We start from the raw sequence: 26,384 nt of genomic DNA on the forward strand, positions 1-26,384 counted from the left end.
TCACGGGAGAAAGATCGGATGGGATTGCACCAGGGGCGGCCGCTCATCGGCCTGCTGTTCTCCGAAACCGGCGTCACCGCCGACATCGAACGCTCGCAGCGCTACGGCGCGCTGCTGGCGGTCGAGCAACTGAACCGCGAGGGTGGGTTCGACGGGCGACCGATCGAGACCCTGTCGCAGGATCCCGGCGGCGATCCGGACCGCTACCGGCTGAGCGCCGAGGACTTCATTCGCAACCAGGGAGTGCGGTTCCTCGTGGGCTGCTACATGTCGCATACGCGCAAGGCGGTGATGCCGGTGGTCGAGCGCGCCGACGCGCTGCTCTGCTACCCGACTCCCTACGAGGGCTTCGAGTATTCGCCGAACATCGTCTACGGCGGTCCGGCGCCGAACCAGAACAGCGCGCCGCTGGCGGCGTACCTGATCCGTCACTACGGCGAGCGGGTAGTGTTCATCGGCTCGGACTACATCTATCCGCGGGAAAGCAACCATGTGATGCGCCACCTGTACCGCCAGCACGGCGGCGCGGTGCTCGAGGAAATCTACATTCCGCTGTACCCCTCCGACGACGACCTGCAGCGCGCCGTCGAGCGCATCCACCAGGCGCGCGCCGACGTGGTGTTCTCCACCGTGGTCGGCACCGGTACCGCCGAGCTGTATCGCGCCATCGCCCGTCGCTACGGCGACGGCGGACGGCCGCCGATCGCCAGCCTGACCACCAGCGAGGCGGAGGTGGCGAAGATGGAGCGCGACGTGGCGGAAGGGCAGGTGGTGGTCGCGCCGTATTTCTCCAGCGTCGACACGCCGGCCAGCCGCGCCTTCGTCCAGGCCTGCCACGGCTTCTTCCCGGAAAGCGCGACCATCACCGCCTGGGCCGAGGCGGCCTACTGGCAGACCCTGCTGCTCGGCCGCGCCGCGCGGGCAGCAGGCAGCTGGCGGGTGGAAGAAGTGCAGCGGCACCTGTACGACATCGACATCGACGCCCCCCAGGGGCCGGTGCGGGTGGAGCGGCAGAACAACCACAGCCGCCTGACGTCGCGCATCGCCGAGATCGATGCGCGCGGGGTGTTCCAGGTGCGCTGGCAGTCGCCCGAACCGATCCGTCCGGATCCCTACGTGGTGGTGCACAACCTGGACGACTGGTCCGCCAGCATGGGCGGGGGGGCGCTGCCATGAGCGCCAGCTCGCTGCTCGGCAGCCTGCGCGAACTGCAGGTGCTGGTGCTCCATCCGCCGGGAGAGGTGAGCGACGCCCTGGTCCTGCAGCTGATCCGCATCGGCTGCTCGGTGCGCCAGTGCTGGCCGCCGCCGGAGGCGTTCGAGGTGCCGGTGGACGTGGTCTTCAGCGGGATCTTCCAGAACCGCCACCATGACCAGCTCGCCGCGCTGCTCGCCGCCGGCGACCCGCGCATCACGCTGGTGGCGCTGGTGGAGTACGAAAGCCCGGCGGTGCTCTCGCAGATCATCGAGCTGGAGTGCCACGGGGTGATCACCCAGCCGCTCGATGCGCACCGGGTGCTGCCGGTACTGGTCTCGGCACGGCGGGTCAGCGAGGCGCTGGCGCGGCTGCAACAGAAGAACGCCCAGTTGCAGGAGCGCATCGCCGGCCAGGCGCGGATCGGCCAGGCCAAGGCGCTGCTGATGCAACGCCATGGCTGGGGCGAGCGCGAGGCGCACCTGTACCTGTCGCGGGAGGCCATGAAGCGGCGCGAGCCGATCCTGAAGATCGCCCAGGAGTTGCTGGGAAACGAGCCGTCCGCCTGAGCGATACCGGCCTGTTTTCTGGCAACAGGCCGGGGAATATCCATGTCGGAACGTTCGTCGAAGCGTCTTCCTTGGGTGCGGGCATCCTCTCCAAGTTCTTCGATTCTGTTTGGGAGTGGATCGTTTACCGCAGGCGCTCGGGTAGAATTCGAATTCCGTTTTTGCAACTTCTGCCTATAGTCTGAGCGACTCGGTCTCGAGTGAGCGTTTTCCACTGTCCGGCGATATTCCTTTCCCTGTTCGAGGCTCTTCATGAAACGACTTCGAGTTGCCGTTTCCTGCGCGCTGCTAGCGGCGCTGGTGGGTTGTTCCAATGGTCAGGTCAAGCCGGAAAACTACTCGGGCTTCATCGGTGACTATTCGGCGCTGGCGCCTGCCACCGCGCCTTCCGGAGCGCCGCTCCTGCGCTGGGTAGACCCGCAGGCGGACGTGCGGCGCTACCAGCGGATCTACATCGAGCCCAGCAGGTTCTATCCGGTCCCGAAACCGAACGACAAGGTTTCCGCGAAGACGCTTGCGGACATCACGACCTACTACGATCAGGCTTTGCGCCGTGAGCTGGGCAAGAGCCTGCCGCTGGCCAGCGCCCCTGGCCCTGGCATCCTGGTGCTGAAACCGGCGATCACCGCAGTTTCCAGCCATACCCAGGGCCTACGGCCCTACGAGGTCATTCCTATCGCGCTGATCGCTGCCGGGATGAGCACGGCGGTCGGGATTCGCGACCAGGATACCCAGATCGCCACCGAGGCCATGCTGCTCGACGGTGGAGACGACAAAGTATTGGCGAAGATGGTGCGCCAGGGCACCGGCAAGGCGCTGGACGACTCCGATCAGCCGATCACGGGTGACGATGTCAAGGCGGTGCTGGATGGTTGGGCGGCAGACATGCGCATGTCGTACGAGAAGACTCTCGGTTCTCGTCGATGACGGTCGGCGGGGAACTGGCGAAGCGTCCCCGCCGCCTTTTCCGACGCTAGCCGAGCGGCCAGTTGATCACCACGACGGCGTCGTTGTAATCATTGTCGGTGCTGTCTTCCGAACCCACCAGGGCAAAGTTCAGCTCGTTGGCCAGGATGACCTGCGCCGAAACCAGATCCGAAGAGCGGCCATTGACGCTGACCTGGATCTGCACTTTGCCGCCGCCGCCCGAGTTGAGCACCTGGCTGCCGATGACCGCGTTGTTGGTGCTCTGTCCGGTGAAGGTTGCGGCCGTCTCGTTGTTGACCAGTACTTTCACCGTCTGGGTTGCGGACGAGTTGGCGAAGGCAGTGACGCCGAAACGGGTGTTGGCGGGTAGGGTGAACACTCCTTGTGTTGCCATGATGTCTCTCCACTGAATACCTGACCTGCCTTTTCAGGCAGCCGTCTGGCGCGCGGTATGGCGTGTACGGGAGATCCGCAGTCCTTGGCGGCAGGCGGTGCGCAGGCAGGAAGGACGCACCGTTCGGCCAATCTACGCCGACTGTTCCGGCCAGCTACTGCCAGACTTCGCAGGGGCGTGACGGGACTGGGCTGGCACTGCCGATGCATGACCTGGATGGTGGTAGCCGGCCGCCTCCAATTGCCTTGACCGTTACGCTATGCGCAACGATCTGTTGCCGATGGCGGCAGGCGAGGGGAGATTGTTCCGAAATATACTGCGTCACCCGGTCGCCGTAGCAGCGAAGGCCACCCACTGGCCGTCGTCCGGGCCGCCGGTTCCATCCCGGTAGCGGCAACCCCCGCATTCAGGCCCCGCTGCGGCGACTGCATTCCTGCTGGATTCGAGGCTCGTACCCTATGACTCCCGATCAACGATTTGCCCGTTGGGTTCAAGTCGCTATCGCGGTATTCGTGTTGCTGTTCGTCTACTTCCTGGTCGCCGACCTGTGGATGCCGCTCACCCCCCAGGCCCAGCTGACCCGGCCGGTGGTGCGCGTCGCGCCGCGGGTCAGCGGGCAGGTCGCCGAGGTACTGGTGGCCAACAACGGCCACGTACAGCCCGGCGAGGTGCTGTTCCGCCTCGATCCCGAACCCTTCCAACTGGCGGTACGCCAGGCCGAACTGGCGCTGGAGGAGGCCGGGCGCACCAACCGCGAGCTGGACGCTGCCATCGCCTCGGCCAGGGCCGACCTGCTGGCCGCGCGCAGCAGTGCCGGCGAATTAGGCAGCGAGGCGCGCCGTACGGCCCAACTGGTGCAGCGCCACCACGTTTCGCAGCAGCTGCACGAGCAGGTCAGTGCCCAGGCCCAGGCCGCCCGCGCCAGGGTCAGCGCAGCGCAGGCGCGCATCGGCGAGCTCGAGGCACGCCGCGGCGCGGCCGGCGAGGACAACCTGCGCCTGCGCCAGGCGCGCAACGCCCTGGCCCAGGCCCGCCTGCAACTGCAATACAGCAGCGTCCGCGCCGACCGCGCCGGAACCCTGAGCAACCTGCAACTGACCCCCGGCACCTATGTTCCGGCCGGCACGCCGGTGGCGGCGCTGGTGGATGATCGCATCGACATCGTCGCCGACTTCCGCGAGAAATCGCTGCGCTACGTGCGCCCGGGCGATCGCGCGGCGGTGGTGTTCGACGCGCGTCCCGGCGAAGTGTTCGGCGCGCGGGTGGCGGCCATCGACGCTGGGGTCAAGGAGGGCCAGCTGGACGCCAACGGCGACCTCGCCGCGCCGGTCACTTCCGATCGCTGGGTCCGCGACGCCCAGCGCCAGCGCCTGCACGTGGTGCTCGACGAACTGCCCGAAGGCCTGTTGCCCACCGGCGCCAAGGCCACCGTGCAGCTGTATCCCGGCGACGGCCTGAGCCAGTTGCTCGGTCGCGCGCAGATCGTCGCCATCAGCCTGCTGCACTACGTCTACTGACGCCATGCCGGCCAAGCTCGCGATGTCCGCCAACGACCTGCGCCAATGCCTGCGCATCGCCGGCGGCGGCACCCTGGGATTCTTCGTCTGCAAACTGATGAACTGGGACTACGGCTCGTTCTTCGGCGTCTACCCGATGCTGCTGCTCGGCCTGACGCCGGTGCTCAACCCGCACATCGTCCGCCAGTTCCTCGCCAACTCGCTGGTGATCAGCGTCGAGGTACTGGTGCTGTACGGGTTGTTCGGCGACCGCCCGCTGCTGATGACGCCGATCGTCTTCGGCCTCTTCGTCTATCGCTTCGCCCTGATGGCGCGCGGCCCGCTGTTCTTCTTCGGCGCACTGAGCTCGGTATTCCTCTCGATGCTGCTGCACTTTGCCAGCTATCCGGAGGTCGATCTGTTCGACATGCTCGCCAGCAACATGGTCGCCACCTGGCTGACGGTGGCCATCGCGGTGCTGATGTTCCACCTGTTCCCCGACGTCGAGCCGCGGCCGCCGCGCCAGGCGCCGGCCAAGGACGCGCCCAGCCGTCGCCACGAGGCGCTGCTCGGGGCGACGGTGGCGACCCTGTCCTTCGTGGTGTTCCAGACCTTCGACCTGAAGGATTCGCTGTCGGCGCAGATCGCCTCGATCCTGGTGCTGTTCCCCATGCACTGGAAGGGCGTGCACTTCGCCGGGCGCATCCGCGCCCTCGGCACGCTGCTCGGCTGCGCGCTGGCGGTGGGGTTGCAGGTGCTGCTCTACGACCACTACGACATCCTGCCTTTCGTCGCCCTGCTGCTGTGGATCTCGGCGATGTTCTGCGCGCGCATCCACATGCTGGAGAACGGCGTGCCGGGCATCGGCTTCGGCGCGCTGACCACCCTGGCGATCGTCCTCGGCCAGTACCTGACGCCGACCCACGACATGATGTACAGCGTGCTCTACCGCTTCACTTCGGTGTGCTTCGCGGTGCTGGTCACGCTGATGACGGTGCTGGTGATCCACCTGTTCCTCAACCGCTTCGCCGCCACCCGGCACTACAGCCACTGAGACGTCAGGCGCGCCGGCCCGGCCAGTTGACCAGGGCGACGCCGAGCATCACCAGCAGCATGCCGCCGATCGCCGTCGGCGCCAGGCGCTCGTCGAACAGCAGCCAGGAGGCCAGCGCGGTCACCGGCGGCACCAGGTAGAACAGGCTCGCCACCTTCGACGCGGCGCCATGCCGGATCAGCGTGTAGAGCAGGCCGACGGCGCCGAACGAGAGGCCCAGCACCAGCCAGCCGAGAGTCAGCAGGAACGGTGTGGTCCATTGCACTTCGCGGCCTTCGAAAAGCAGCGCGGCGAGGCCGAGCAGGGCGCCGCTGGCCAGGTACTGGACCACGCCGCCGGTCCGCAGGTCCATGCCCGCGCAGAAGCGCTTCTGGTACAGCGTGCCGCAGGTGATCGCCGCCAGCGCCACCAGCACCGCGCCCCAGGCCAGGCCATCGGCGCCACCGTGGAGGCGGCCGAGCACCACCAGGGCTACGCCAGCCAGGCCGAGCGCCAGTCCCAGCCATTGCCGGCGGCTGACCCGCTCGCCGAGCCAGATGCCGGCCAGGGCCGCGGTGGCCAGCGGTTGCAGGCCGACCAGCAGGGATGTGAGGCCGGCCGACATGCCGTGCTCGATGGCGAGGAATACCCCGCCCAGGTACAGGCCATGGACCAGCAGGCCGGCGACCGCGACATGCCCGGCCAGCCGTGCCGAGCCCGGCCAGGGCGCACCGCTGAGGAGGGCGAAGACGGCCAGCAGGGCGGCCGCGAGGAGCAGGCGGATGGCCAGGAAGGTGAAGGGCTCGGCGTACGGCAGGCCGAACTTGGCACCGAGGAATCCGGTGCTCCAGAGCAGCACGAAGAGCAGCGGCATGCCGCTGCCGAACCAGGCGGGTGTGCGCATGCAAGATCCTCGGCGGGAGGTGGCGGGACGGTCGTGGCGTCCCGCTCATGCTCGGTTTCAGTCCAGCAGCGCGCGGCCGCGCTCCAGGTAGGCGTGCATTTCCGCTTCGGGCACCATGCCGCCGCCGGTGGCCCAGACCAGGTGGGTGGCATTGGCCAGGCGCGCCGAGGTCAGCCCCATGCGTTCGCGATAGCCCTGCGGCTCGCGGGTGACCCGCGCGATGCCCGGCGCGCCGGCCAGCGCCGAGGGTTCCAGGCGGATGCCCTGGCTGCGCTCGAGCAATGCGAGCAGGCGGAACAGCTCGTCGTCGTCCACCGTGTAGTAGCCGTCGAGCAGGCGCTGCATGGCGCGACCGACGAAGCCCGACGGACGGCCCACCGCCAGGCCATCGGCGGCGGTGCGGTTGTCGATGCCGAAGTCCTGCACCGAGACCTGCTCGTGGCGGCCGGTATAGACGCCGAGGAACATGCATGGCGAGTGGGTCGGCTCGGCGAACAGGCAGTGCACCGCGTCGCCGAATGCCAGCTTGAGGCCGAAGGCCACCCCGCCGGGTCCGCCGCCGACCCCGCAGGGCAGGTGGACGAACAGCGGGTGTTCGCTGTCGACGCGGATGCCGGCGGCGTCCAGCTGGCCGCGCAGTCGCTCGGCGGCGACGGCGTAGCCGAGGAACAGGTCGCGGGAATTCTCGTCGTCGACGAAATGGGTATAGGGATCGCCGGCCGCTTCGCGGCGGCCCTGTTCCACCGCGACACTGTAGTCGGAGGCGTACTCCACCACCGTCACGCCGTGCGCGCGCAGCTTGTCCTTCTTCCACTGGCGGGCGTCGGCGGACATGTGCACGCTGGCCTGGAAGCCCAGCGCGGCGCCGATGATGCCGATGGAAAGGCCGAGGTTGCCGGTGGAGCCCACCGCTATCCGGTGGCCGGCGAAGAACGCCCGGCAGTCCGGCTCGGCCAGCCGCGAGTAGTCGTCGAGGCCGACCAGGCCGTTCTCCAGGGCCAGGCGCTCGGCATGGGCGAGCACTTCATAGATGCCGCCGCGGGCCTTGATCGAGCCGGAGATCGGCAGGTGGCTGTCGCGTTTCAGCCAGAGTCGGCCGGGCAGTTCGGCGGCGTAGTGCTGGCGCAGGGCGTCGTGGAAGTCCGCCACCTCGACCAGGTCGGACTCGATGATGCCGCCGCTGCCGGCGGTTTCCGGAAACAGCCGGGCGATCAGCGGGGCGAAGCGCTGCAGGCGGGCGCTGGCATCGGCCACCTCGGCGGCGCCGAGGCCGACGTCGGCCAGGGCTTCGGCGCTCGGCGCGATGGCCGGGTTGAACCACTCGCTCGGGCGCAGGGCGATCAGGTCGGCCAGGCGCGGGAATTCGGCGAGCCAGTCGGCCTTGGGGGTTCCGAGAATCAACGGCTGTACTCCTGTGGCGGGTAGGGCGGCGAAGGCACAGAGGATATACGCCTGGCCGGCGTTTTTCCTCGTACCCGGCGGGCAAGGCAGAACGCCTCTGCGGCGAAAGGCTTTGCACGCGCGAGAATGTGCCGCATGCTTGATATCTTGAACAAGCGATGCGTATTTTGTACGCGGCCGCCGTCCCGGTGCGGCATCCGCGATACCAACAAGGATAAGAAGTCATGACTATCGAAGGCCAAGGCTCACTCGCCGAACGGCTGGCTGGAGTTGAAGAGATCGAATGCGTCACCCCCGACCTGAACGGGGTGCCGCGCGGCAAGGTGATGACCGGCGAGGGCTTCCTCAGCGGCCGGCGCCTGCAGCTCGCCCGTGGCGTGCTGCTGCAATGCATCATGGGCGGCTACCCGCCGGCGCGCTTCTATGGCAGCGACGACGGCGACCTGGCGCTGGTCGCCGAGCCGACCCAGGTCCATCGCCTGCCCTGGAGCAACACGCCGCGCGCCTTCGCCATCTGCGACGCGCAGGAACTGGATGGCACGCCGTCCGGACTGTCCACCCGCGGCCTGCTCAAGCAGGTGGTGGCGCGCTACGCCGCCCACGGCTGGCAGCCGGTGGTGGCGACCGAGCTGGAATTCTTCGTCTTCGCCCCGAACACCGATCCCAACGAGCCGTTCCAGGCCCCGCTGGGTCCGGATGGCCGGCGCGAGCTGGGCTATTCGGCCTTCAGCGTGTCTTCCAACAACGGTCTGCGGCCGTTCTTCGAGGACGTCTATCGCTGCATGGATGCGCTGGGCCTGGTGCGCGACACCTTCATGCACGAGATGGGCACCAGCCAGTTCGAGATCAACTTCCTGCATGGCGACCCGGTCCTGCTGGCCGACCAGACCTTCCTGTTCAAGCACCTGCTCAAGGAGGTCGCGCTCAAGCACGGCCTGATCGTGGTGTGCATGGCCAAGCCGCTGGCGAAGACGCCGGGCAGTTCGATGCACATCCACCAGAGCATCGTCGAGCTGGACGGCGGGCGGAACATCTTCAGCGAAGCCGACGGCGAGGCTTCCGCCGCGTTCCGCCACTTCATCGGCGGCCAGCAGGCCTGCCTGGCGGACTTCACGCCGTTCTTCGCGCCGCACGTGAACTCCTTCCAGCGTCTCTGCCATCCCTACGCCTCGCCGAACAACGCCTGCTGGTCGCACGACAACCGCGCCGCCGGCCTGCGCATCCCGGCCAGCGGTCCGTCCGCGCGACGGGTCGAGAACCGCCTGCCGGGCGCCGATGCCAACCCCTACCTGGCCATCGCCGCCAGCCTGGCCGCCGGTCTCTACGGCCTGGAGCACGAACTGGAACCGAGCCCGGCGATCCAGGGCGAGTTCGAGGTGCCGGAGGAGCTGACCCTGCCCTGCACCATGTACGACGCCCTGCGCCGTCTGAAGGGCAGCGCGCTGGCGCGTGAACTGTTCGGTACGGAGTTCGTCGAAGGCTACGTGGCGACCAAGAGCATGGAGCTGACCAGCTTCTTCGACGAGATCAGCCCCTGGGAGCGTCGCGTTCTGGCAGCCCAGGCCTGATCCACCGTGGTACCTTCCTAGCCCTGTGTCACCCCCGCCGCCCACGGGCGGCGGGATCGTGGTTCGGGTGCCGGCTTCGGCAGCCCGCGTCCTGTCCCGGGGCGTCCCCGGGACTCCAACGCTGTGCGAGCCGGGCAGTCCGCGAGCGGCGCCGGCTCTCCTTGTACGGGACCGGAGGTCCGATGCGGCGGATTTTCTTCTCTTTTCGCGCTCTCTATTTCGCCACCCTGCTCATGCTCACCGGCTCCGGCCTGCTCAGCACCTACCTGGCGCTGCGCCTGGCGGCGGACAAGGTCGACGGCCTGTGGGTCGGCGCGCTGATGGCGGCCAACTACTTCGGCCTGGTGCTGGGCGGCAAGGTCGGCCACCGGCTGATCGCCCGGGTCGGCCATATCCGCGCCTACGTCGCCTGCGCCGGGGTGGTCACCGCCGCGGTCCTCGGCCATGGCCTGCTGCCCTGGCTGCCGGCCTGGATCGCGTTGCGCATGGTGATGGGCCTGGGCCTGATGTGCCAGTACATGGTGATCGAGAGCTGGCTCAACGAGCAGGCCGACGCCAGCCAGCGCGGCGCGGTGTTCGGTGGCTACATGGCGGCTTCCTACCTGGGCCTGGTGCTCGGCCAGATGATTCTGGTGGCCCACCCGCAGTTGGGACCGGAGCTGCTGATGCTGGTGGCCTTCTGCTTCGCCCTGTGCCTGGTGCCGCTGGCGCTGACCCACAAGATCCACCCCGCGGCGCTGCGCCCGGCGCCGCTGGAGCCGCGCTTCTTCATCCGTCGGGTGCCGCAGTCGCTGACCACGGTGCTGGTATCGGGACTGGTGGTCGGTTCCTTCTACGGCCTCGCGCCGCTCTACGCCAACCAGCTGGGCCTGCCCAACGAGCAGGTCGGCCTGTACATGGGCGCCTGCATCTTCGCCGGGTTGCTGGTGCAGTGGCCGCTCGGCTGGCTGTCCGACCGCCGCGACCGCGCCTGGCTGATCCGCGCCTGCGCCATCCTGCTGTGCCTGTTCGCCCTGCCGCTGGCGTTGCTGCAGCAGATGCCGCTGGCGTTGCTGCTGGCCCTGGGCATCGCCGCGAGCATGTTGCAGTTCACCCTCTATCCGCTGGCCGTGGCCTTTTCCAATGACCACGTGGAGACCGAGCGGCGGGTCTCGCTGACCGCCATGCTGCTGGTGACCTTCGGCGTCGGCGCCTGCATCGGGCCGCTGGCGGCGGGCGCGCTGATGCGCCTGTTTGGCGCTAACATGCTATATGCGTTCGTCAGCGCCTGCGCCCTGATCCTGGTCTGGCGGGTGCATCCGGAGAAGGTCAGCGGCCTGCACCGGGTCGACGACGCGCCGCTGCACCACGTGCCGACTCCGGACAACATGACCAGCTCGCCGCTGGTCGCGGCACTGGACCCGCGGGTCGACGAGCAGGCCGTGCAGGAGCAGATGGTCGACGAGGACAGCGCGGCGCCCGCCGAGGAGGCCGCGGCGCGCAGTTGAGCCCGCGCCGTCCGTTGCGAGGAACGACCTGTTTGCTGGAGAGGTTGCGATGAGTCCGACGCTTTCCCTTCACCTGATGGTCCGCAACCTGCCGCCCGGACAGCGGCGGCCGAGAATCGCCCAGGCCATCGGCGAGGAAAGCGCCTGGCGGCTGCAACGGGTCCTGCTCGAGCGCGCCCTGCGCCTCCCCGATCGCGGCTTCAGCGCGCGTATCCTGTGGTTCGACGAGGACCTGGACAGCGATCTCCAGGCGCTGGCCGTCGCGCTCGGCTGGAGCCTGATGAGCCAGCCGGCCGGCGATCCCGGTGAACGCATGCGGCGGATCGCGGCGCTGGGCCTGGCGGAAAGCGAAGCGGTGCTGCTGATCCGCCACGATTGCCCGGAGCTGGACGGCGCCTACCTGGAGGCGGCCTGCGCCGCCCTGGAGGGGCGCCAGGCGGTGCTCGGGCCGGTGGAGCGGGGCGGCTATGCGTTGCTCGGCCTGACCCGGGTCGACCCCCTGCTGTTCGAGTCGATGCCCTGGGGCGGCGAGCGCCTGCTGGCGCTGACCTGCGAGCGCCTCCGGCAGCTGGGCTGGGAGCATCACCTGTTGCCGGCGCTATGGGACGTCGACCGTCCCGAGGACCTGCCGCGCCTGGCGGCGCTGGGCGTGGTCCTGTGAGCCTAGAAAAGCGCGTCCTTCTCGAAGCGCCGCGCTTCGCGCTGCAACTGGTAGACGAAACGGTCCACCTGGCGCTGGGCGGGCCCGCTCATCTCGCTGAAGCGCACGCCGGCGAAGGTCGCGTCGAGCTTTTCGTCGAAGCGCACATGGCGCAGTTCGATCGCGCTGCCGATCGCGCCCTGCGGTAGCTGGGCGCTGAACGCCTCGTAGATCTCTCCGGGATGCAGGCGTTCGGCGACATTGCCGGCGAAGCGCAGCTTGGCGCCAGTGGCGGAGATGTCCAGCAACTGCCCGGTGAGCGGCACGCGGAGTTTTTCCCCGGCGATTTCCGCGATGATCGGCTGGCTCTGCTTGATGCCGGCGCGATAGGCGTTGCGCCGCTGGTGATAATGCACCTCGGCGGGAAGGGTGGCCCAGTAGCAGGGAACCCCGTCGTGTTCGCCGAACTGCACGGGACGCTCGCAATCCCAGGCGATGCGCACGCCTTCATGGAAGGCCTCGACGCGAAAAGCCTCGCCATTCTGCAGGAAACGTTCGCCGGTATTGGGGACCAGTTCGTCCAGGGCGAGCAGGCCGCGATCACGGTCGATATCCACCAGGAAGCTCTGGAAGCGCTGGTTGCGCTCATGAAAGGTGATCAGCAGCGAGTCGCGGCCGTCCTGCAGCAGGCGCAGGCTGGCCTGGATTTCCACCGGTGCCTTGAGCACCTTCGGGGGTTGCGGCCCCGCTTCTTCGGCGAACGGGTTGGGCACCTTCAATGCTCTCCTGGGGCACGAATGCCTCAATGATAGCATTGTGCCTTGATGCTTGCGCTGGTGGTCGTCAGGCCTGGCTGAGCGGACGTTGCCTGGCGCTCGAGGCGGTACTGCCGCGACTGTCGTAGAGGCCGGGAGCGTCCTGGCCGCGGAGAATGTTCAGCAGGCTGCCGGCGGAGGCCTGGTTGGCGCGGATGATCCGGCCATTGCGCAGGTTGGCCTGCTGGCAGCGCTCCAGCAGTTCGCCCAGCTCGTCACCCCGGGCCAGCAGCTCGGCGCCGTCGGCGTGCTCGCGGGCGTAGCGGGCCAGGCCTTCGCGGTCGAGGGAAACGCCGGCGGTGTGGAGGATCTCCGCGCGCGCCCGGCCGTTGCGTTCCAGCTGCTGCATCAGCGGCTGCTTGGCGCCGAGAAGCTGTTGCAGGGCCGCCAGGTCGCGTTGTTCCAGGGCCTGGAATTCTTCATCGACCAGCTTCAGGAGCTGGCTGGCATGGCCGATATCCTCGGCGAACAGGTCAAGCAGGGTAGGGGAGTCTGGCATCTCGGGCTCGGGAGTTCATTCGGCGTCCAATGGCCCCCAGCGCTTCCTTCGAGTTCAGCGCTGGGATTCGAAGTCGAGCAGCTTGCTGGCAACGCGCTCGCTGTCGACCTGATAGGTGCCATCGGCGATCGCTTGCTTGATCCGGGCAACCTTCTCGTTGTCGACCACCGGCAGGGTCTGCAGCTTGTCCGTGACTTTCTGCATGTTCTGGGCGGTTTCGCTGATCTGCACCGACTCGCCGCTCTGCTTCGCGGGACTCGCGGACTGGCCTGCCTTGTCGGCGCCAGCGGCGTCGGGACGGCCGGCGGCGGTGTTGCCGGTACGGCCGGTGGTGGCTGGCGTGGTGCCGGGATTCAGCCGGTTGAAGTCGATGACCATGGTTGTAAACCTCGAAGGTATTGGACGCTTGCCTAGCTTTTCGGCGAAGGCTTGAAAAACTTTAGGACTTATTTTCGTGCGTCGTTTCCCAGTTTAGAGAAACCCGCAGGGGTAGCGCCAGCGCTACCGGCCACGGCTTTCCCTCTACATATTCACCTCGACCGTGCCGGGCTCCAGCACGCGGGCCTTGATCACCCGCTGCGAGCGCAGGTTGCGCACGCGGATCTGCTGCCCCGGCGCACCATCGGCCAGCGCTTCGCCGGGCATCTTCACATTGATGGTGGCGGTACGCGCGAGGATCACCACCTGATCGCCCTTGCGCACGGCCTCGGCTTGCTCGAGGAACGCCGGCGCCAGCACCTGGTCGTTGATCACCGGCCGCCGCAGTTTCTGCCCGACGACGCGGGCCGGATCGGTCAGGTAGCCCTGGGTCAGCAGGCCGACGTCGCGCTCGACCAGGGCGATGTCGGCGTCGTCCAGCACGTGCTCGCGCTTGAGCGGCTGCACCGCGACGACCACCTGGCGGAACAGCTTCACCTGGGCCGGCATGAAGATGGTCCAGGGCGAACCGCCTTCGCAGCGGACCCGCACCGTCACCCGGCCAACCGGCTGTGCCGGACTTTCCTGGCTGAGCGTCAAGTCCCTGTCGCACTCGGCGAGGCGCAGGCGCGGGTCGACCCGGTTGACCTGAACCTCGTAGCGCGCGTCGAGTCCGCTATTCTGCAGATATTCTTCTACCTTGAACTCAAGAAACCCCTGGGTGGAGCCGATAAGCACTTCGGGAGCGGTAAAACCCTGGGCCTGGCCGTGATTCGGCGCGCACAGGTAGCCGAGCCCGAGCAAAACGGGTACAAATCGTAAAGAGACATGGCTACGTGCCATCATTCGTCGAAAAACTGTCGTTGCCTGTTTCATGCAACGGGTCAAGCAATGGTCGTGCCGGAGTCCGTCACGATCGTCTGAGGGGAGCGCCAATGGCCGGTGTTTTGGATTCAGTCAACCAGCGCACGCAGTTGGTCGGACAGAACCGTCTGGAGCTGCTTCTGTTCCGCCTGGACGGCAATCAGCTCTACGGCATAAACGTGTTCAAGGTGAAAGAGGTGTTGCAGTGCCCGCGCCTGACAGTGATGCCCAAGTCCAGTCCGGTGGTGCGCGGGGTGGCGAACATCCGCGGAGGCACCATTCCGATCCTCGACCTGGCGCTGGCCACCGGCCGCCGCGGGTTGCAGGACCTGACCAACAGCTTCGCGATCATCACCGAGTACAACACCAAGGTGCAGGGCTTCCTGGTACGCTCGGTGGAGCGCATCGTCAACATGAACTGGGAAGAGATCCATCCGCCACCCAAGGGCGCCGGCCGCGAGCACTACCTGACCGCGGTGACCCGGGTGGACAAGCAACTGGTGGAAATCATCGACGTGGAGAAGGTGCTCGCAGAGGTCGCCCCGACGTCCGAGGAAGTCTCCCACGGCGTGATCGACGCCGAGACCCAGAGTCGCGCGGTGACCAAGCGGGTGCTGGTGGTGGACGATTCGTCGGTGGCGCGCAAGCAGGTGATCCGTTGCCTGGAGGCGGTCGGCGTGGAAATAACCGCGCTGAACGACGGGCGCCAGGCCCTGGAGTACCTGCAGAACATGCTCGCCGAAGGACGACGCCCGGAAGACGAGTTGCTGATGCTGATCTCCGACATCGAGATGCCGGAAATGGACGGCTATACCCTGACGGCGGAAATCCGTAGCGATCCCCGCCTGCAGAAACTGCACATTCTCTTGCATACTTCGTTGTCCGGGGTCTTCAACCAGGCGATGGTGAAGAAGGTCGGTGCGGACGACTTCCTCGCCAAGTTCCGTCCGGACGACCTGGCGGCGCGGGTGGTGGAGCGGGTCAAGGCAGTGGACGAGGGCTGAGCGATCGGCTCCCTACGACAAATGTGAATACGGGCGACCGGCTGCGTTCCGGTCGCCCAGGGCGAAGAGGCTTATGCGTGTCGGCAGCTAATGCGGATTTCGAGTTGTTCAGGGTCTTCCTCGAGAAGACCTGCGGCATTGTGCTGGGCAGCAACAAGCAGTACCTGGTCTCGAGCCGGCTGAACAAACTGATGGAGCAACAGGGCATCAAGAGCCTGGGGGAACTGGTGCAACGCATCCAGACCCAGCGTGGCGGCTTGCGCGAGATGGTGGTGGACGCCATGACCACCAACGAGACCCTGTGGTTTCGCGATACCTATCCGTTCGAGGTGCTCAAGCAGCGGGTTCTTCCCGAACTGATCAAGGCCAACGGCGGGCAGCGTCTGCGGATCTGGTCGGCGGCCTGTTCCTCCGGCCAGGAGCCCTACTCGCTGTCGATGGCCATCGACGAGTTCGAGAAGACCAATCTGGGGCAACTGAAGGCGGGGGTGCAGATCGTCGCCACCGACCTGTCCGGCTCGATGCTTACCGCCGCCAAGGCCGGCGAGTACGACAGCCTGGCCATGGGGCGCGGCCTGTCGCCGGAGCGTCTGCAGCGCTATTTCGACGCCAGGGGGCCGGGGCGCTGGGCGGTCAAGCCGGCGATCCGCAGCCGCATCGAGTTCCGCGCCCTGAACCTGCTGGACAGCTACGCCAGCCTCGGCAAGTTCGACATGGTGTTCTGCCGCAACGTGCTGATCTATTTCTCCGCCGAGGTGAAGCGCGACATCCTGCTGCGCATCCACGGCACGCTGAAACCGGGTGGCTACCTGTTCCTCGGCGCCTCCGAGGCGCTGAACAACCTGCCCGACCACTACCAGATGGTGCAGTGCAATCCGGGCATCATCTATCGGGCCAAGTAGAACCTGAGGAAAGCGGGCCCGCGCCGAACTGCGCGGGGGTGACCTGACAATTCGGCGCGGGTCCGCTTGGGACGGGCAGGTGGGTCGGAAGCATTCGCCCACTGCCCTGGCTCCGAGTGCCGCGCGCGGCGGCGCCGTCGCAGCCCGCTCAGCACAGGACGGCTTGCTCGGAGCGGGGCAGTCTAGGGCAGCGCGATGTGCTTGTATTGACAGATATTTCTGATAGTTGGAAAGCCTGGCAAGTTGCCGCTTTGCCGGGGAACTGCTTACATGATTCGAGCGTTCCCCGATTCGACACGCCTACCAGGAGAGTTTCATGGCCATCACTGCGCTGCCCTCGGCCGACGGCCAAGAGCTGACCATCCAGATCCAGGGACGCTTCGACTTCGGGGCCCATCAGGACTTCCGCGACGCCTACGAGCGGGTCGCGATCACCCCGCGGCGCTATGTCGTCGATCTGCGCAACGCCACCTACCTGGACAGCTCGGCACTGGGCATGCTCCTGCTGTTGCGCGACCACGCCGGCGGCGAAAGCGCGCAGATCAGCCTGGCCAACTGCAGCCCGGAAGTGCGCAAGATCCTCGCCATTTCCAACTTCGAGCAGCTGTTCAAGATCACCTGAGATGAACCCTGCGGCGGCGCGGATCGAGAGCCTGACGATTCTCATCGCCGAGGATAACGCGGCCGATCGCTTGCTGCTGTCGACCATCGTCAGCCGCCAGGGACATCGCGTGCTGACCGCCGGCAATGGCCTGGAGGCGGTGGCGCTGTTCGAGGCCGAGCGCCCGCAACTGGTCCTGATGGACGTGATGATGCCGGTGATGGACGGTTTCGAGGCGGCGCGGCGGATCAAGCAGCAGGCCGGCGAGGAACTGGTGCCGATCATCTTCCTCACCTCCCTCAGCGAGACCGAGGCACTGGTGCAGAGCCTGGAGGCCGGCGGCGACGACTTCCTCTCCAAGCCCTACAACCGGGTGATCCTCGAAGCCAAGATCAACGCCATGGGCCGCCTGCACCTGCTGCAGCGCACGGTACTGGAGCAGCGCGACCTGATCGCCCGGCACAACGAGCACCTGCTCAACGAGCAGCGGGTGGCCAAGGCGGTGTTCGACAAGGTCGCCCACTCCGGCTGCCTGAATGCGAGCAACGTGCGCTACCTGCAATCGCCGCTGGCGTTGTTCAACGGCGACCTGCTGCTGGCTGCCTACAAGCCGTCCGGCGGCATGCACGTGCTGCTCGGCGATTTCACCGGCCACGGCCTGCCGGCGGCGATCGGCGCGATGCCGCTGGCCGAGGTGTTCTATGGGATGACCGCCAAGGGCTACCCGATGGCCGACATCCTCCGCGAGATGAACGCCAAGCTGAAACGCATCCTGCCGGTCGGCGTGTTCTGCTGCGCCACGCTGCTCAACCTGAGCTTTCAGCGCGAACTGGTGGAGGTCTGGAACGGCGGCCTGCCGGACGGCTACCTGGTGCGTGCCGCCGGCGGCGAGCGGGTCGCCCTGGTGTCCCGCCACCTGCCGCTGGGCATCCTCGATCCGATGGCCTTCAGCGACCGCTGCGAAACCTACCCGCTGGGGCCGGAGGACCGGATCTTCCTGTTTTCCGATGGCGTTCTCGAAGCCAGCAACAAGGCCGGCGAGATGTTCGGCGAGGCGCGGCTGCTCGAGTTGTTCGAGCGCAATCGCCAGCCTTCGGCGCTGTTCGACGAGATCCAGCGCAGCCTGGCGCAGTTCCGTGGCGTGGTGCAGGACGACGTGAGCATGCTCGAGGTGCGCCTGGAGCCGGACCCGGACCTGCAATGCCCGCCGCTGGCGTTTTCCGACAGTGGCGTCAGCAGTCCGCTGGACTGGTCGGTGAGCTTCGAATTCCGCGCCGAGACCCTCAAGCATTTCAATCCGCTGCCCCATGTGCTGCAACTGCTGCTCGAGGTCCACGATCTGCGCGCGCGTGGCGGCGCCCTCTACACGGTACTTGCCGAACTGTATTCGAATGCCCTGGAACATGGGGTCATCGGCCTGGACTCGGCGATGAAGAGCGACGCGGCGGGTTTCGCCCGCTACTACCAGGAGCGCGTCAGTCGCCTGCAGGCGCTGCGCGACGGCTACGTGCGGCTGCACCTGGACCTGGCGCCGCATGGCGAAGGCGGGCGGCTGCTGGTACGGGTCGAGGACAGTGGCGAGGGGTTCGACGTCGAGCGCGCGCTGGATGCCGTGGAGCGCCGGGAGCGACTCTGCGGCAGGGGGTTGCGGCTGATCCGCGAGCTGTCCGACCGCTGCCAGTGGTCGGCCGACGGCAAGGTGGTCTCCGTGGAGTTTTTCTGGTCGCCTCAGGCATAATCGCGCTTTCGTCGCGGTGCTCCTAATGGGTGGGGCATCGGAAGTCGACTTCAGGGAGCGATCGAATGTCCGCGCCGCATCTCGATGACCGTGTGCTGGCCTCGCTGCAGGAGGTGATGGAGGACGAGTATCCGGTCCTGCTGGATACCTTCGTGCTCGACTCCGAGGAGCGCCTGCGCAGCCTGCATGCCGCCGTCCAGGCCGGCGACGCCCAGGCCCTGCGGCATACCGCGCACAGTTTCAAGGGGGGCAGCAGCAACATGGGCGCGGTGCTCCTCGCCGGCTACTGCAAGGAGCTGGAGGAGAGCGCCAGGCGCGGCGACCTGCAACGGGCGCCGGCGCTGATCGAACAGATGGAACGCGAATTCGCCATCGTGCGCATCCTTTTCAAACAGGAGCGTCAGCGCTATCGCTGAGGCTTTCGTCCTCATCCGGCGACAAGGGAACGGCCCGTTCGAGCATCCCTGGCGTATAATGCGCCGCTCGATTTGGAGTCCTTCATGCGCGAGCAAGCCCTACGCATCCTCAAAGACGTTTTCGGTTACGACGCCTTCCGCGGCAACCAGGCGCGGATCATCGAGCGGGTGGCCGACGGTGGCGATGCGCTGGTACTGATGCCCACCGGCGGTGGCAAGTCCCTGTGTTTCCAGGTCCCGGCGCTGTTGCGCGAAGGCCTGACGGTGGTGGTGTCGCCGCTGATCGCGCTGATGGAGGACCAGGTCGCCACCCTCGACGAGCTCGGCGTGCCGGCGGTGGCGCTGAACTCCACCCTCAACCCCGAGCAGCAACGGGAGATCGCCGAGCGCCTGCAGCGCGGCGAGATCAAGCTGCTCTACCTGGCGCCGGAACGGCTGGTCCAGCCGCGCATGCTGGCCTTCCTGCAACGACTGCCGGTCGGCCTGTTCGCCATCGACGAAGCGCACTGCGTGTCGCAATGGGGCCATGACTTCCGCCCCGAATACCTGCAACTCGGCCAGCTCGCCGAACTGTTCCCGCAGGTGCCGCGGATCGCCCTGACCGCCACCGCGGACATGCGCACCCGCGAGGAGATGATCCAGCGCCTGCACCTGCAGAACGCCGAGCAGTTCCTCTCCAGCTTCGACCGGCCGAACATCTTCTACCGCATCGTGCCCAAGGAGCAGCCGCGCAAGCAGCTGCTCGGCTTCCTCGCCGAGCGACGCGGCGATGCCGGCATCGTCTACTGCCTGTCGCGGAAGAAGGTCGAGGAGGTCGCGGAATTCCTCGGCAACCAGGGCTTCCCCGCGCTGCCGTATCACGCCGGACTGTCCAACGAACTGCGTGCCCACCACCAGAAGCGCTTCCTCAACGAGGAGGGGCTGATCATGGTGGCGACCATCGCCTTCGGCATGGGCATCGACAAGCCCAACGTGCGTTTCGTCGCCCACCTCGATCTGCCGAAGAGCCTCGAGGCCTATTACCAGGAAACCGGCCGCGCCGGGCGCGACGGGCTGCCGGCCGACGCCTGGATGGCCTACGGCCTGCAGGACGTCCTGCTGCTGCGGCAGATGATGCAGAGTTCCGAGGGCGACGAGCGGCACAAGCGCGTCGAGCGGCACAAGCTGGAAGCCATGCTGGCGCTCTGCGAGGAAACCCGCTGCCGGCGCCAGGCGCTGCTGGCCTATTTCGACGAGGAGATGCCGCAGCCCTGCGGACATTGCGACAACTGCGTGGACGGCGTGGAGACCTGGGATGCCACCGAGTCGGCGCGCCAGGCGCTGTCGGCGATCTACCGCAGCGGCCAGCGCTACGGCGTCGGCCATCTGGTGGATATCCTGCTCGGCCGCGAGACCGAGAAGATCCGCGGTCTTGGCCACCAGCACCTGGCGGTGTTCGGTATCGGCAAGGGACGCGGCGAGGACGAGTGGCGCACCCTGTTCCGCCAACTGGTCGCGCGCGGCCTGGCCGATGTCGACCTGGACGGCTTCGGTGGCCTGCGCCTGACCGAGGCCTGTCGTCCGCTGTTGCGCGGCGAGGTGCGGCTGGAACTGCGTCGCGACCTCAAGCCGCAGCGCGCCAAGGGGGCCTCCGGCGGCGCCAGCGCCGCCAGCCAACTGGTGCGCGGCGAGGAGCGGGAGATGTGGGAGGCGCTGCGCATGCTGCGGCGCAAGCTTGCCGAGGAGCACTCGGTGCCGCCCTACGTGATCTTCCCCGATGCCACCCTGCTGGAAATGCTCCGCAGCCAGCCGCGTTCGCTGTCCGACATGGCCCAGGTCAGCGGCGTCGGCGCGCGCAAGCTGGAGCGCTACGGCCAGGCCTTCCTCGATGTCCTCACCGATTCGCCGGCGGCGCCCGCCGCGCCGCCGCTGGACCTGCGCCACGAACTGGTCAGCCTGGCCTGTGCCGGGATGACCCCGGCGCAGATCGCCCGCCAGCTCAACTGCAGCGAGAAGAACGTCTATGCCATGCTCGCCGAAGCCATCGCCGGCCAGCAGGTGAGCCTGGAGCAGGCGCTCGACCTGCCGGAGGAGCTGCTCGGCGAGATCCAGGACGCCTTCCTCGAGGAGGATGGCGAACTGCCGCCGGTGGCGGCGCTCGAAGAGCGCTTCGGCAAGCGCGTGCCGAGCGGCGTTCTGCACTGCGTGCGCGCCGCCCTGCAGCTGGAACTGGAGTCCTGATATGGCCATTTGCCGGTATTTTCCGGCGCCAATCTTGTGACGTCCTTCGCAAGCGTCTACTGTGACGCCAAGCCCTCCAAGAGAAGAGGTGTGCGTGACACAGAAGGACAGGTTGGACGACGTGCGTTCCAATCTCTATTCCGAGCAACTGAGCCGCGGGTTCCGCGGGCTGCGTTTCCTCCCCGAACTGGAGCGTGACTACCGGCGCTACATGCTGGAGGACAGCTTCGCGCTGAAGCGCATCGCCCTCAGCGTCGGCATGCTCGTCTGGCTGGCGTTCATCGGCATCGACCTGCTGATCCTCGCCGGCCCACCGCTGTGGGGCGTGCTGGCGGTGCGCCTCGGCGTGCTGGTCCTGCTGCTGGTCTGCGGCTGGCTGATCATGTTGCGCCGACACATCCAGCTGATGGTGCCGCTGAGCATCGCCTGCGTCCTCGCCCTCGGCGTCGGCGCGGCGGCGGTGGTCGGCCTGGCGCACCGGGCCGATCCCGACTACCCCTACGAAGGCCTGCTGCTGGTCAGCTTCGCCGCCTACTTCCTCGCCGGCCTGCGCCTGGTCCAGGCGCTGAGCTGTGCGCTGATCGTGCTGCTCGCCTACCTGGGCTGCGAAGTCTGGGCGGGCACCCACGAGCCGTTGGGCAACAACCTGCTGTTCCTGCTGTTCGGCAACCTGATCGGCGCGGTCGGCTGCTACCTGCTGGAATACAAGTCGCGCGAGCACTTCCTGATCAGCCGCCTGCTGCGGTTGATGGCCGACCACGACAGCCTGACCGGCCTGCACAACCGGCGCAGCTTCAACCAGCATCTGGACCGCCTCTGGCGCCAGGCCCAGCGCGAGCAGCAGACTCTCGCGTTGCTGCTCTGCGATGTCGATCATTTCAAGGCCTATAACGATCGCTATGGCCACCAGGCCGGCGATACGGTGCTGCAGCGTATCGGCGGGGTGCTCGAGGCGAACGCCCGGCGCCCGCTGGACATGGCCGTGCGCCTGGGCGGCGAGGAGTTCGCCCTGCTGTTGTACGGCGCCAACGAGCACGAGGCCAGGCTGCGCGCGGAAGCGCTGCGCGAGCAGGTCCAGGCGTTGCGCATGGAGCACGAGGGCTCGCAGACGGCGCGGGAGGTGACCCTGTCGATCGGCGTGTCGTGCCTGTGGCCGGCTCCCGGCAACGACCTGAAGCGCCTCTATGACCTTTATGAGCATGCCGACCGGGCGTTGTACGAAGCCAAGGCGTTCGGTCGCAACCAGGTGGTGGCCTGAGAGCGGGGCGGCGGCGTGGCCGATTTTGTCCCTGCGCCTGGCGTCACCGGTGACTGCGGGAGGGCGCGGCGGATGCTAGGTTCTGCAGGAAAATGGCAGGCGCAGCCACAGGGCTGCCGTTCCCGCCGCGGAACGATAGCCGGATGAAACCCATGCAGCGCTTGATCCAGGCCAACGGCCAACCGCACTACGGCATCTTCCCGAATGCCCCGCAGCACATCAATTACCGCGACTTCGACTTCCGTTCGCCGATGGGGCGGCGCCTGGGTGCGCTGAGCAAGTGGCGCCGCTTCCACCAGTTCCAGTACTTCGGCCTGATCAGCCCGCAGCTGATCGGCGGCTGCGCCCTGGCCCAGCTGAGCCTGCTCGGCGTCGGCTTCGTCTATCTCTACCAACCTTCCAGCGGACGCATGCTGGAGCGGCGCTTCAAGCTGCCACTGGGGTTCGGTACGCGGTTTTCCCAGTCCCCGGACGACGGTGTCTGCGAACTGCGCCAGGGACGCAACCTGCTGCGCCTGGAGAACCACCCGGCGCCGCGGGAAAAGCGCCTGCTGGTGGAGCTCGACGACGGCACCCGCATCGATGCGCGCTTCAGCGAGGACGCGCCGCCGTTCCAGCCGATGTGCCTGTGCACGCCGACCGCGGTGAACGGCTGGGTCTACGCGCAGAAGGTGGCTGGCGTGCGTTGCCGCGGCGAAGTCCGCAGCGCCCTCGGCGAGCACGACCTGCAGGCCCTGGACGCCTTCGCCCATCACGACTGGTCGGCCGGCTACATGCGCCCGGAGACCTTCTGGAACTGGGCTTGCCTGTCCGGCGAGGCGGGTGGGCTGCGGGTCGGCCTGAACCTGTCGTGCGGAGTCAACGAGACCAGCTTCACCGAGAACTGCTACTGGCTGGACGGCCAACTGGTGAAGGTCGACAGCGTGCGCTTCGAGTTCGACCGCGACCAACCGTTGCGCCCCTGGACCATCCGTTCCTGCGACGGCCAGGTGGAATTGCGTTTCGAGGCCCATGGCATGCACCAGGAGCGCCTCGATCTCGGCCTGCTGGCGAGCAATTTCAAGCAGATCTTCGGCTGCTTCAGCGGCGTGTTGCGGCCGGCCGGGCGAGCCGAGGTGAGGATCGAACGACTCTGGGGCTTCGTCGAGGACCAGTACGCCAAGTGGTAGGCGGGGGGCTGCGCACATCGTGCGACAATTTGTCATTGTACGGCGGAAAATTGGACGGGCATTATTAGCCGACTAATAATTAGTCAAATGATATATCGGACCTCCATTTCCCCATGGCTCAGACAGACAAGCACTACTTCGGCACCTTGCTAGCCCAGACTTCCCGTGCCTGGCGCGCTGAACTCGACCGCCGCCTCAGCCACCTCGGCCTGTCCCAGGCGCGCTGGCTGGTGTTGCTGCACCTGGCGCGTCACCGCGACTCGCCGACCCAGCGTGAACTGGCCCAGTCGGTCGGGGTCGAGGGCCCGACCCTGGCGCGCCTGCTCGATGGCCTGGAGTCCCAGGGCCTGGTGCGGCGCCTGGCGGTAGCCGAGGACCGGCGGGCCAAGCATATCGTGCTGACACCCAAGGCCGACGTGCTGATCGCGGACATCGAGGCCATCGCCGCCAGCGTGCGCAACGACGTCCTGGCCGGGATCGACGAAAGCGAACAGGCGCTGTGCCAGCAGGTGCTCCTGCGCATCCTGGCGAACCTGGAAAAACGCTGAGCATTGCGTCACGCAATTCCGCAAGAGTCGCCATTTTTATGGCAGCACCCCCCGGGCTTTCATGCGAAAGCCCAGTAACAAGGTTTTCGTCGGTTTTCTGGCGAAAAGTCTTGACCGCCTCCACGGCTTTCCTCTATTCAGTGATGGCAAAAAGCCATGTTCTGCGCCATTCGGTGCGCTCAGCCCCGTAGAGGGCGAAATCCGGGCTAGTGTGAAATAGATGTAGCAGTGCGCCGAGGGCGGCTGTGTGCTCGACGTGCGGAGAAAGAACGGAAATGCCCGGTAAAGCCTTGCGTGTATTGCTGTGTGCCTGCGCCTGCCTGATGGCGGCGCGAGCGAGCGCCCTGGGAGTAGGGGACATCACCCTGCATTCGGCGCTCAACCAGCCACTGGATGCGGATATCGAACTGCTCGACGTCGGTGATCTCGACGCGGAAGAGATCAAGGTCGGCCTGGCGGGCGCCGATGCCTTCGCCGCGGCCGGTGTGGAGCGCCTGCAGTTTCTCCAGGAGCTGCGCTTCAGGCCGGTGCTCCAGGGCCGGGCCGGCAACCGCATCCAGGTCTCCTCTAGCCGGCCGGTGCAGGAGCCCTATCTGAATTTCCTGGTGGAGGTGGCCCGGCCCAACGGCCGCATCGTCCGCGAGTTTACCGTGCTGCTCGATCCGCTCGGCTATGCTCCGCGTCCGGCGCCCGCGCGCGCGGCGTCCACGACGCAGTGGGCGCCTTCCGCAGCGCAGCCTCGCCGCCGTGCTCCCGTGGCGCTGAGCCCGGCGCTGTTGCGGCCCGGCGAGGAATACCTGATCCGCCCCAGCGACAGCCTATGGGCCATCAGCGGACGCCTGCGCGGCGGCAACGCCGACCGCGCGCAGTTGATGGAAGCCTTGTACCAGCTCAATCCGCAGGCCTTCGTCGGCGCCGACCGGCATCGTCTCAAGGCCGGCCAGCGCCTGCGCCTGCCGGCCGGCTACCAGGCGCCGCAAGAGGCGCCGGCCGTGGCCCCGGACGCTGTGCTGGAACTCTTGCCGCCGGCCGCTGCCGCCCTGGCGGAGGATACGCCGGCCACGCTGGCCGAGGCGCAGCGCCAGGCGGACGCCGAAGCCGAGCTGCTGGCCCGCCAGCGCGCCGAGCTGAGTCAGCGGATGGACGACCTGCAGCGCCAGCTCCAGGCCTTGCAGGAACAGTTGCAACAGCGCGACCGCCAGGTCAGCGAGTTGCAGCAGCAACTGGCCCGACGCCAGGCGGCGAAACCCGCCACCCCGCCCGTCGCGGTCGCTGCGTCGACGCCATCCGGCGAGAGTGCGGCGGACTCGGAGCACTGGCGCTGGCTGATCATCCTGCTGCTCGTCCTGGCCTTGTTCGGCTTGCTGCTGTGGCGGCGGCGGCGCGAGGCGCCAGTGGTTGCCGGCGATCAACCGAAGCGGCGCATGCCGCTCCGTCGGGCCCCACCTGTGCCAGCGGCCGAAGCGCGGGCGGCCACGCCGCCACCGCTCGCGCGCCAGCCTGCGACGGCATCCGCCGTGCCGTCCGGCCCGCCCGTTGCGCCTGTCCCGGCGCCGGCGCCGGGCGCCGCTCCGCGGGGCGCAACGGCGCCGGCGGACAAACTGGATGGCGCCGACATCTATATCGCCTACGGACGCTACGGGCAGGCCCGCGACCTGCTGCGCCAGGTGCTCGCCGAACAGCCGCAGCGCCTGAGCGCACGCATGAAGCTGTTGCTGGTGCTGGCGGAGCTGGGCGATGCGACGGGCTTCGATGCGCTGGCCGCGGAAACCCTGGCCAATGGCGGTAGCGCCGCGGCCATCGACGAATTGCGTGGGCGCTACCCGGCACTGCTACGAATGCCGGCGACCGAGGCGCCGGCGGCAACGATGAACGACGACGACTGGAGCGACCTGCCGCTGGCCGAGCCGCCCGTTTTGCAGCAACCGGATGCGACCTCGGGCGCCGACGGCTTCGGCGACCTCAACCTCGATCTCGATCTCGACTGGGGCGCCCTGGAGAATCCCCTGGACAACCCCGATCTGCCGCGCCGCGCCACTGTCGGCAGGGCGGAACCGCCGGAGGAGGAGGCATTGGCGTTCGAGAGCAATCTCCATGAGCTGCCGGATGTCGCCGAGTACGAACACCTCGAACTCGAGCCGCCGGAGCCGGCCGCGACGCCGGCGGAAGAGGCCTCGGCCAGCCTGGACCGGGCCCGCGCCTGCATCGACAGCGGCGACCTCGACCAGGCCAGCCGGATCCTGCGCCTGGTGGCGGCGCATGGCGATCCGTGGCAGAAGGCCGAGGCCCGCGAGTTGCTGGCGCTGATCGCCTGAGCCCC

25 protein-coding genes are annotated in these 26,384 nt (G+C 67.5%); 18 read left to right on the top strand and 7 right to left on the bottom strand.

What is annotated here, in order from left to right; translation table 11 throughout:
* Positions 1-18 precede the first annotated feature (18 nt).
* From amiC to B7D75_RS08210, 3 genes are all read left to right on the top strand, one after another.
* Positions 19-1,176, top strand: coding sequence for an aliphatic amidase expression-regulating protein AmiC (gene amiC, locus B7D75_RS08200; RefSeq protein WP_012074885.1), 1,158 nt, complete (start codon positions 19-21; stop codon positions 1,174-1,176).
* Positions 1,173-1,763, top strand: coding sequence for an ANTAR domain-containing response regulator (locus B7D75_RS08205; protein ID WP_034081962.1), 591 nt, complete (start codon positions 1,173-1,175; stop codon positions 1,761-1,763). Before amiC ends, B7D75_RS08205 begins: the two co-directional genes overlap by 4 nt.
* Before the next feature lie 252 nt (positions 1,764-2,015).
* A complete protein-coding gene (locus tag B7D75_RS08210; protein WP_034081964.1) occupies positions 2,016-2,690 on the top strand; it encodes a DUF3313 domain-containing protein in 675 nt (224 codons plus the stop codon).
* Positions 2,691-2,736: 46 nt separating this feature from the next.
* Here B7D75_RS08210 and lecB read toward each other — a convergent pair whose 3' ends face one another.
* The gene (lecB, locus tag B7D75_RS08215; protein ID WP_034081967.1) at positions 2,737-3,084 is read right to left on the bottom strand and encodes a fucose-binding lectin LecB; all 348 of its coding nucleotides are present in this window, start codon (positions 3,082-3,084) and stop codon (positions 2,737-2,739) included.
* A 458-nt stretch (positions 3,085-3,542) separates the two neighbouring features.
* On the opposite strand from lecB, the gene B7D75_RS08220 reads away from it, so the two are divergent.
* Both B7D75_RS08220 and B7D75_RS08225 read left to right on the top strand, forming a co-directional pair.
* Positions 3,543-4,601 carry an HlyD family secretion protein gene (locus tag B7D75_RS08220; protein ID WP_043098659.1) on the top strand — a complete coding sequence of 353 codons (1,059 nt, stop codon included), beginning with the start codon at positions 3,543-3,545 and terminating at the stop codon, positions 4,599-4,601.
* 22 nt (positions 4,602-4,623) lie between these two features.
* A complete protein-coding gene (locus B7D75_RS08225; protein WP_079384913.1) occupies positions 4,624-5,634 on the top strand; it encodes a DUF2955 domain-containing protein in 1,011 nt (336 codons plus the stop codon).
* 4 nt (positions 5,635-5,638) lie between these two features.
* Here B7D75_RS08225 and B7D75_RS08230 read toward each other — a convergent pair whose 3' ends face one another.
* Positions 5,639-6,517 carry a DMT family transporter gene (locus B7D75_RS08230; protein ID WP_012074891.1) on the bottom strand — a complete coding sequence of 293 codons (879 nt, stop codon included), beginning with the start codon at positions 6,515-6,517 and terminating at the stop codon, positions 5,639-5,641.
* A gap of 57 nt (positions 6,518-6,574) precedes the next feature.
* Positions 6,575-7,918, bottom strand: coding sequence for a D-serine ammonia-lyase (dsdA, locus tag B7D75_RS08235; RefSeq protein WP_107113909.1), 1,344 nt, complete (start codon positions 7,916-7,918; stop codon positions 6,575-6,577).
* A 326-nt stretch (positions 7,919-8,244) separates the two neighbouring features.
* On the opposite strand from dsdA, the gene B7D75_RS08240 reads away from it, so the two are divergent.
* From B7D75_RS08240 to B7D75_RS08250, 3 genes are all read left to right on the top strand, one after another.
* On the top strand, positions 8,245-9,486 hold the full coding sequence (locus B7D75_RS08240) for a glutamine synthetase family protein (RefSeq protein WP_074197259.1): 1,242 nt from the start codon (positions 8,245-8,247) through the stop codon (positions 9,484-9,486).
* 182 nt (positions 9,487-9,668) lie between these two features.
* The gene (locus B7D75_RS08245; protein WP_033996579.1) at positions 9,669-10,973 is read left to right on the top strand and encodes an MFS transporter; all 1,305 of its coding nucleotides are present in this window, start codon (positions 9,669-9,671) and stop codon (positions 10,971-10,973) included.
* A gap of 49 nt (positions 10,974-11,022) precedes the next feature.
* Positions 11,023-11,634 carry a TIGR04282 family arsenosugar biosynthesis glycosyltransferase gene (locus B7D75_RS08250; RefSeq protein WP_012074895.1) on the top strand — a complete coding sequence of 204 codons (612 nt, stop codon included), beginning with the start codon at positions 11,023-11,025 and terminating at the stop codon, positions 11,632-11,634.
* Between the two features lie 2 nt (positions 11,635-11,636).
* On the opposite strand, the gene flgZ is transcribed toward B7D75_RS08250, so the two are convergent.
* The 4 genes from flgZ to flgA all read right to left on the bottom strand — a co-directional run bounded on the left by flgZ (position 11,637) and on the right by flgA (position 14,148).
* On the bottom strand, positions 11,637-12,428 hold the full coding sequence (flgZ, locus tag B7D75_RS08255; protein ID WP_049792028.1) for a flagellar brake protein FlgZ: 792 nt from the start codon (positions 12,426-12,428) through the stop codon (positions 11,637-11,639).
* A 28-nt stretch (positions 12,429-12,456) separates the two neighbouring features.
* Positions 12,457-12,927: a flagella synthesis protein FlgN gene (locus tag B7D75_RS08260; protein WP_034081983.1), complete on the bottom strand. Its 471-nt coding sequence runs from the start codon at positions 12,925-12,927 to the stop codon at positions 12,457-12,459.
* A gap of 54 nt (positions 12,928-12,981) precedes the next feature.
* The gene (flgM, locus tag B7D75_RS08265) at positions 12,982-13,305 is read right to left on the bottom strand and encodes a flagellar biosynthesis anti-sigma factor FlgM (RefSeq protein WP_003151922.1); all 324 of its coding nucleotides are present in this window, start codon (positions 13,303-13,305) and stop codon (positions 12,982-12,984) included.
* Between the two features lie 144 nt (positions 13,306-13,449).
* On the bottom strand, positions 13,450-14,148 hold the full coding sequence (gene flgA, locus B7D75_RS08270) for a flagellar basal body P-ring formation chaperone FlgA (RefSeq protein WP_003151924.1): 699 nt from the start codon (positions 14,146-14,148) through the stop codon (positions 13,450-13,452).
* Between the two features lie 131 nt (positions 14,149-14,279).
* Between flgA and B7D75_RS08275 the strand changes: the two genes are divergently transcribed.
* The 10 genes from B7D75_RS08275 to B7D75_RS08325 all read left to right on the top strand — a co-directional run bounded on the left by B7D75_RS08275 (position 14,280) and on the right by B7D75_RS08325 (position 26,379).
* Positions 14,280-15,212, top strand: a complete 933-nt coding sequence (locus tag B7D75_RS08275) for a chemotaxis protein CheV (protein WP_003151925.1) — start codon at positions 14,280-14,282, stop codon at positions 15,210-15,212.
* Between the two features lie 77 nt (positions 15,213-15,289).
* On the top strand, positions 15,290-16,114 hold the full coding sequence (gene cheR / locus B7D75_RS08280) for a protein-glutamate O-methyltransferase CheR (protein ID WP_012074898.1): 825 nt from the start codon (positions 15,290-15,292) through the stop codon (positions 16,112-16,114).
* Positions 16,115-16,430: 316 nt separating this feature from the next.
* Positions 16,431-16,736 (top strand): anti-anti sigma factor HsbA, encoded by a 306-nt coding sequence (gene hsbA, locus B7D75_RS08285; protein ID WP_003151927.1) that lies wholly within the window; start codon positions 16,431-16,433, stop codon positions 16,734-16,736.
* Between the two features lies 1 nt (position 16,737).
* A complete protein-coding gene (gene hsbR, locus B7D75_RS08290) occupies positions 16,738-18,453 on the top strand; it encodes a two-component system response regulator HsbR (RefSeq protein ID WP_033996577.1) in 1,716 nt (571 codons plus the stop codon).
* Positions 18,454-18,518: 65 nt separating this feature from the next.
* Positions 18,519-18,869, top strand: a complete 351-nt coding sequence (htpB, locus tag B7D75_RS08295) for a two-component system sensor histidine kinase HtpB (RefSeq protein WP_003151931.1) — start codon at positions 18,519-18,521, stop codon at positions 18,867-18,869.
* Positions 18,870-18,953: 84 nt separating this feature from the next.
* Positions 18,954-21,089 carry a DNA helicase RecQ gene (gene recQ, locus B7D75_RS08300; protein WP_107113910.1) on the top strand — a complete coding sequence of 712 codons (2,136 nt, stop codon included), beginning with the start codon at positions 18,954-18,956 and terminating at the stop codon, positions 21,087-21,089.
* 88 nt (positions 21,090-21,177) lie between these two features.
* Positions 21,178-22,347: a GGDEF domain-containing protein gene (locus B7D75_RS08305; protein WP_107113911.1), complete on the top strand. Its 1,170-nt coding sequence runs from the start codon at positions 21,178-21,180 to the stop codon at positions 22,345-22,347.
* Positions 22,348-22,499: 152 nt separating this feature from the next.
* Positions 22,500-23,516 (top strand): DUF2804 domain-containing protein, encoded by a 1,017-nt coding sequence (locus tag B7D75_RS08310; RefSeq protein WP_033996572.1) that lies wholly within the window; start codon positions 22,500-22,502, stop codon positions 23,514-23,516.
* A gap of 113 nt (positions 23,517-23,629) precedes the next feature.
* Positions 23,630-24,064 carry a MarR family transcriptional regulator gene (locus B7D75_RS08315; protein ID WP_012074902.1) on the top strand — a complete coding sequence of 145 codons (435 nt, stop codon included), beginning with the start codon at positions 23,630-23,632 and terminating at the stop codon, positions 24,062-24,064.
* Between the two features lie 275 nt (positions 24,065-24,339).
* Entirely contained in the window at positions 24,340-26,379 is a 2,040-nt protein-coding gene (locus B7D75_RS08325) for a FimV/HubP family polar landmark protein (RefSeq protein ID WP_107113912.1), read from the top strand.
* Positions 26,380-26,384 lie beyond the last annotated feature (5 nt).

The organism is Pseudomonas paraeruginosa (assembly GCF_003025345.2).
Lineage (GTDB): Bacteria > Pseudomonadota > Gammaproteobacteria > Pseudomonadales > Pseudomonadaceae > Pseudomonas > Pseudomonas paraeruginosa.